This is a genomic window from Polaromonas sp. P3_C2 (genome assembly GCF_056402675.1).
In genome coordinates, this window is sequence record NZ_JBFUGX010001165.1 from 1 (window position 1) to 703 (window position 703).

The 703-nt window shown below is 55.6% G+C and carries 1 protein-coding gene and 1 tRNA gene; both read left to right on the top strand.

Annotation, left to right across the window (positions count from 1 at the left end; translation table 11 throughout):
* The first annotated feature begins 62 nt into the window (after positions 1-62).
* A tRNA-Pro gene (locus AC1DWI_RS25355) sits at positions 63-139 on the top strand.
* Between the two features lie 135 nt (positions 140-274).
* A partial coding sequence (locus AC1DWI_RS25360) for a GspE/PulE/PilB domain-containing protein (RefSeq protein WP_477726212.1) occupies positions 275-703 on the top strand: 429 nt, incomplete at its 3' end.

The following is a 703-nucleotide window of genomic DNA, read 5'->3' on the forward strand; positions in this document are numbered from 1 at the left end:
GTAATGCCCTGATGCAGCTGGCCTCCCAATTGCTGGAAAGGCGTTTCTGACGGCTGCCGGATCGGGGTGTAGCTTAGCCTGGTAGAGCGCTACGTTCGGGACGTAGAGGCCGGAGGTTCGAATCCTCTCACCCCGACCAAAAATATCCTGGCCTTGGCCGTATGTGTGCGTTTCTTCGCATACTTCCAACGCCGGGCAGGCCTCTGGCGCGTTTTCGATTTACACCTTGTAATCTATAAGCGATGATACCTATTTAAGCCTATCCAGAGAATCCATGGCCGCTGTTGACACCGCTATTAACCAACCACCATCCATGGCATTGCCAGGTCTGGGTCGGGCCTTGGTGGTTGCGGGGAAGCTGGGTCAAAAGGCTGCTGAAGACATCTTTCGCAAAGCCCAAACGGGGCGCACCAGCTTCATCGCCGAACTGACAGGCTCCGGAGCGGTTTCCGCGTCTGACTTGGCGCACACCATGTCGACCGCCTTTGCTGCGCCTTTGCTTGACCTGGACGCCATAGACATACAGCGCCTGCCCAAGGGACTGCTCGATTCCAAAATCTGTGCAACGTACCGTATCGTTGTTCTGAGCAAACGCAATAACCGGCTGATTGTTGCAACGGCAGATCCATCTGACCAGGAGGCGGCTGAAAAAATCAAGTTTTCCACCCAGATGGGGGTCGACTGGGTCATCGCCGAATACGAC